Origin of the sequence: Streptococcus oralis subsp. dentisani (assembly GCF_002096615.1) — a bacterium.
Taxonomy (GTDB): Bacteria; Bacillota; Bacilli; order Lactobacillales; family Streptococcaceae; genus Streptococcus; species Streptococcus oralis_U.
This window is the reverse complement of sequence record NZ_NCUX01000023.1, coordinates 1-5,245: the sequence shown is the minus strand read 5'-3', so window position 1 is coordinate 5,245 and position 5,245 is coordinate 1. Positions and strand designations below refer to the sequence as shown.

Here is a 5,245-nt window from a genome sequence, read left to right as displayed (position 1 = left end):
GCTAAGCGACTTCCATATCTCACAGGGGGCAACCCCCAACTACTTCCGGCGTTCTAGGGCTTAACTGCTGTGTTCGGCATGGGTACAGGTGTATCTCCTAGGCTATCGTCACTTAACTCTGAGTAATACCTACTCAAAATTGAATATCTATCAAATAATTAGAAAAACCATACGCTAAGTTTTCTCAGTTACTTTGGATAAGTCCTCGAGCTATTAGTATTAGTCCGCTACATGTGTCACCACACTTCCACTTCTAACCTATCTACCTGATCATCTCTCAGGGCTCTTACTGATATAAAATCATGGGAAATCTCATCTTGAGGTGGGTTTCACACTTAGATGCTTTCAGCGTTTATCCCTTCCCTACATAGCTACCCAGCGATGCCTTTGGCAAGACAACTGGTACACCAGCGGTAAGTCCACTCTGGTCCTCTCGTACTAGGAGCAGATCCTCTCAAATTTCCTACGCCCGCGACGGATAGGGACCGAACTGTCTCACGACGTTCTGAACCCAGCTCGCGTGCCGCTTTAATGGGCGAACAGCCCAACCCTTGGGACCGACTACAGCCCCAGGATGCGACGAGCCGACATCGAGGTGCCAAACCTCCCCGTCGATGTGAACTCTTGGGGGAGATAAGCCTGTTATCCCCAGGGTAGCTTTTATCCGTTGAGCGATGGCCCTTCCATGCGGAACCACCGGATCACTAAGCCCGACTTTCGTCCCTGCTCGAGTTGTAGCTCTCGCAGTCAAGCTCCCTTATACCTTTACACTCTGCGAATGATTTCCAACCATTCTGAGGGAACCTTTGGGCGCCTCCGTTACCTTTTAGGAGGCGACCGCCCCAGTCAAACTGCCCGTCAGACACTGTCTCCGATAGGGATAACCTATCCGGGTTAGAGTGGCCATAACACAAGGGTAGTATCCCAACAACGTCTCCTTCGAAACTGGCGTCCCGATCTCATAGACTCCTACCTATCCTGTACATGTGGTACAGACACTCAATATCAAACTGCAGTAAAGCTCCATGGGGTCTTTCCGTCCTGTCGCGGGTAACCTGCATCTTCACAGGTACTAAAATTTCACCGAGTCTCTCGTTGAGACAGTGCCCAAATCATTACGCCTTTCGTGCGGGTCGGAACTTACCCGACAAGGAATTTCGCTACCTTAGGACCGTTATAGTTACGGCCGCCGTTTACTGGGGCTTCAATTCATACCTTCGCGTTACCGCTAAGCACTCCTCTTAACCTTCCAGCACCGGGCAGGCGTCACCCCCTATACATCATCTTACGATTTAGCAGAGAGCTGTGTTTTTGATAAACAGTTGCTTGGGCCTATTCACTGCGGCTGACTTAAAGTCAGCACCCCTTCTCCCGAAGTTACGGGGTCATTTTGCCGAGTTCCTTAACGAGAGTTCTCTCGCTCACCTGAGGCTACTCGCCTCGACTACCTGTGTCGGTTTGCGGTACGGGTAGAGTATGTTTAAACGCTAGAAGCTTTTCTTGGCAGTGTGACGTCACTAACTTCGCTACTAAACTTCGCTCCCCATCACAGCTCAATGTTATAGAACTAAGCATTTAACTCAATTCACACCTCACTGCTTAGACAGACACTTCCAATCGTCTGCTTTAGTTAGCCTACTGCGTCCCTCCATCACTACATACTCTAGTACAGGAATATCAACCTGTTGTCCATCGGATACACCTTTCGGTCTCTCCTTAGGTCCCGACTAACCCAGGGCGGACGAGCCTTCCCCTGGAAACCTTAGTCTTACGGTGGACAGGATTCTCACCTGTCTTTCGCTACTCATACCGGCATTCTCACTTCTATGCGTTCCAGCACTCCTCACGGTACACCTTCATCACACATAGAACGCTCTCCTACCATACCTATAAAGGTATCCACAGCTTCGGTAAATTGTTTTAGCCCCGGTACATTTTCGGCGCAGGGTCACTCGACTAGTGAGCTATTACGCACTCTTTGAATGAATAGCTGCTTCTAAGCTAACATCCTAGTTGTCTGTGCAACCCCACATCCTTTTCCACTTAACAATTATTTTGGGACCTTAGCTGGTGGTCTGGGCTGTTTCCCTTTCGACTACGGATCTTAGCACTCGCAGTCTGACTGCCGACCATAATTCATTGGCATTCGGAGTTTATCTGAGATTGGTAATCCGGGATGGACCCCTCACCCAAACAGTGCTCTACCTCCAAGAATCTTTATGTCGACGCTAGCCCTAAAGCTATTTCGGAGAGAACCAGCTATCTCCAAGTTCGTTTGGAATTTCTCCGCTACCCACAAGTCATCCAAGCACTTTTCAACGTGCCCTGGTTCGGTCCTCCAGTGCGTCTTACCGCACCTTCAACCTGCTCATGGGTAGGTCACATGGTTTCGGGTCTACGACATGATACTAATTCGCCCTATTCAGACTCGGTTTCCCTGCGGCTCCGTCTCTTCAACTTAACCTCGCATCATATCGTAACTCGCCGGTTCATTCTACAAAAGGCACGCTCTCACCCATTAACGGGCTCGAACTTGTTGTAGGCACACGGTTTCAGGTTCTATTTCACTCCCCTCCCGGGGTGCTTTTCACCTTTCCCTCACGGTACTGGTTCACTATCGGTCACTAGGGAGTATTTAGGGTTGGGAGATGGTCCTCCCAGATTCCGACGGGATTTCTCGTGTCCCGCCGTACTCAGGATACTGCTAGGTACAAAGACTATTTTAAATACGAGGCTATTACTCTCTTTGGCTGATCTTCCCAAATCATTCTTCTATAATCTTTGAGTCCACATTGCAGTCCTACAACCCCGAAGAGTAAACTCTTCGGTTTGCCCTCCTGCCGTTTCGCTCGCCGCTACTAAGGCAATCGCTTTTGCTTTCTCTTCCTGCAGCTACTTAGATGTTTCAGTTCACTGCGTCTTCCTCCTCACATCCTTAACAGATATGGGTAACAGGTAGTACCTGTTGGGTTCCCCCATTCGGAAATCCCTGGATCATCGCTTACTTACAGCTACCCAAGGCATATCGTCGTTTGTCACGTCCTTCTTCGGCTCCTAGTGCCAAGGCATCCACCGTGCGCCCTTATTAACTTAACCTTATTTTCTGACCTTTCAGTCAGTAACTCTTATTAATACTACAGCGTTTTCGGTTTATTTTCTTGTTACTATTTGATATAGATATTCAATTTTCAATGTGCATTACTTGGTGATCTCTCACCAATGGAGCCTAGCGGGATCGAACCGCTGACCTCCTGCGTGCAAAGCAGGCGCTCTCCCAGCTGAGCTAAGGCCCCACAAGACCTCTCAAGACTAAACAAGACCAATGCGCAGTTCCTTATCCTTAGAAAGGAGGTGATCCAGCCGCACCTTCCGATACGGCTACCTTGTTACGACTTCACCCCAATCATCTATCCCACCTTAGGCGGCTGGCTCCTAAAAGGTTACCTCACCGACTTCGGGTGTTACAAACTCTCGTGGTGTGACGGGCGGTGTGTACAAGGCCCGGGAACGTATTCACCGCGGCGTGCTGATCCGCGATTACTAGCGATTCCGACTTCATGTAGGCGAGTTGCAGCCTACAATCCGAACTGAGACTGGCTTTAAGAGATTAGCTTGCCGTCACCGACTTGCGACTCGTTGTACCAGCCATTGTAGCACGTGTGTAGCCCAGGTCATAAGGGGCATGATGATTTGACGTCATCCCCACCTTCCTCCGGTTTATTACCGGCAGTCTCGCTAGAGTGCCCAACTGAATGATGGCAACTAACAATAGGGGTTGCGCTCGTTGCGGGACTTAACCCAACATCTCACGACACGAGCTGACGACAACCATGCACCACCTGTCACCTCTGTCCCGAAGGAAAACTCTATCTCTAGAGCGGTCAGAGGGATGTCAAGACCTGGTAAGGTTCTTCGCGTTGCTTCGAATTAAACCACATGCTCCACCGCTTGTGCGGGCCCCCGTCAATTCCTTTGAGTTTCAACCTTGCGGTCGTACTCCCCAGGCGGAGTGCTTAATGCGTTAGCTGCGGCACTAAACCCCGGAAAGGGTCTAACACCTAGCACTCATCGTTTACGGCGTGGACTACCAGGGTATCTAATCCTGTTTGCTCCCCACGCTTTCGAGCCTCAGCGTCAGTTACAAGCCAGAGAGCCGCTTTCGCCACCGGTGTTCCTCCATATATCTACGCATTTCACCGCTACACATGGAATTCCACTCTCCCCTCTTGCACTCAAGTTAAACAGTTTCCAAAGCGTACTATGGTTAAGCCACAGCCTTTAACTTCAGACTTATCTAACCGCCTGCGCTCGCTTTACGCCCAATAAATCCGGACAACGCTCGGGACCTACGTATTACCGCGGCTGCTGGCACGTAGTTAGCCGTCCCTTTCTGGTAAGATACCGTCACAGTGTGAACTTTCCACTCTCACACTCGTTCTTCTCTTACAACAGAGCTTTACGATCCGAAAACCTTCTTCACTCACGCGGCGTTGCTCGGTCAGACTTCCGTCCATTGCCGAAGATTCCCTACTGCTGCCTCCCGTAGGAGTCTGGGCCGTGTCTCAGTCCCAGTGTGGCCGATCACCCTCTCAGGTCGGCTATGTATCGTCGCCTTGGTGAGCCGTTACCCCACCAACTAGCTAATACAACGCAGGTCCATCTGGTAGTGGTGCAATTGCACCTTTCAAACAGTTATCATGCAATAACTGCTATTATGCGGTATTAGCTATCGTTTCCAATAGTTATCCCCCGCTACCAGGCAGGTTACCTACGCGTTACTCACCCGTTCGCAACTCATCCAGAGAAGCAAGCTCCTCCTTCAGCGTTCTACTTGCATGTATTAGGCACGCCGCCAGCGTTCGTCCTGAGCCAGGATCAAACTCTCATTAAAAGTTTGAGTTCTCACTCATTTCTGTCACTGACAGATTTATTGTTTTTTCATTGTTCAGTACTATAACCTTTGTTATAGTGCCCTGCACATTGGTTCGTCTTGTTCAGTTTTCAAAGGTCTTTGTCACTCAATCTCTCTCAAGCGACAACTATATTAGTATATCACAGCTGTTGACCTATGTCAACACTTTTTTGAAACTTTTTTTACTTTTTTCGTCTCTGCAATACACCCATAGTCCGTACGGGATTCGAACCCGTGTTACCGCCGTGAAAAGGCGGTGTCTTAACCCCTTGACCAACGGACCTTGAGTTTTTCAACTCTTTCTATTATACCTACTTTTCAAACTTTGTCAAG

Annotated in this window: 2 tRNA genes and 3 rRNA genes; all 5 read right to left on the bottom strand. The window is 49.4% G+C overall.

What is annotated here, in order from left to right:
• The 5 genes from rrf to B7708_RS00175 all read right to left on the bottom strand — a co-directional run bounded on the left by rrf (nucleotide 1) and on the right by B7708_RS00175 (nucleotide 5,195).
• Nucleotides 1-116 (bottom strand): 5S ribosomal RNA (rrf, locus tag B7708_RS00195).
• Nucleotides 117-193: 77 nt separating this feature from the next.
• Nucleotides 194-3,096: ribosomal RNA gene (locus B7708_RS00190) — 23S ribosomal RNA — on the bottom strand.
• Between the two features lie 124 nt (nucleotides 3,097-3,220).
• A tRNA-Ala gene (locus tag B7708_RS00185) sits at nucleotides 3,221-3,293 on the bottom strand.
• Nucleotides 3,294-3,344: 51 nt separating this feature from the next.
• Nucleotides 3,345-4,891, bottom strand: a 16S ribosomal RNA gene (locus tag B7708_RS00180).
• Together the 16S, 23S and 5S rRNA genes with 2 tRNA genes alongside form the textbook arrangement of a ribosomal RNA operon.
• Nucleotides 4,892-5,123: 232 nt before the next feature.
• Nucleotides 5,124-5,195: transfer RNA gene (locus B7708_RS00175), tRNA-Glu, on the bottom strand.
• Between the last annotated feature and the right edge of the window lie 50 nt (nucleotides 5,196-5,245).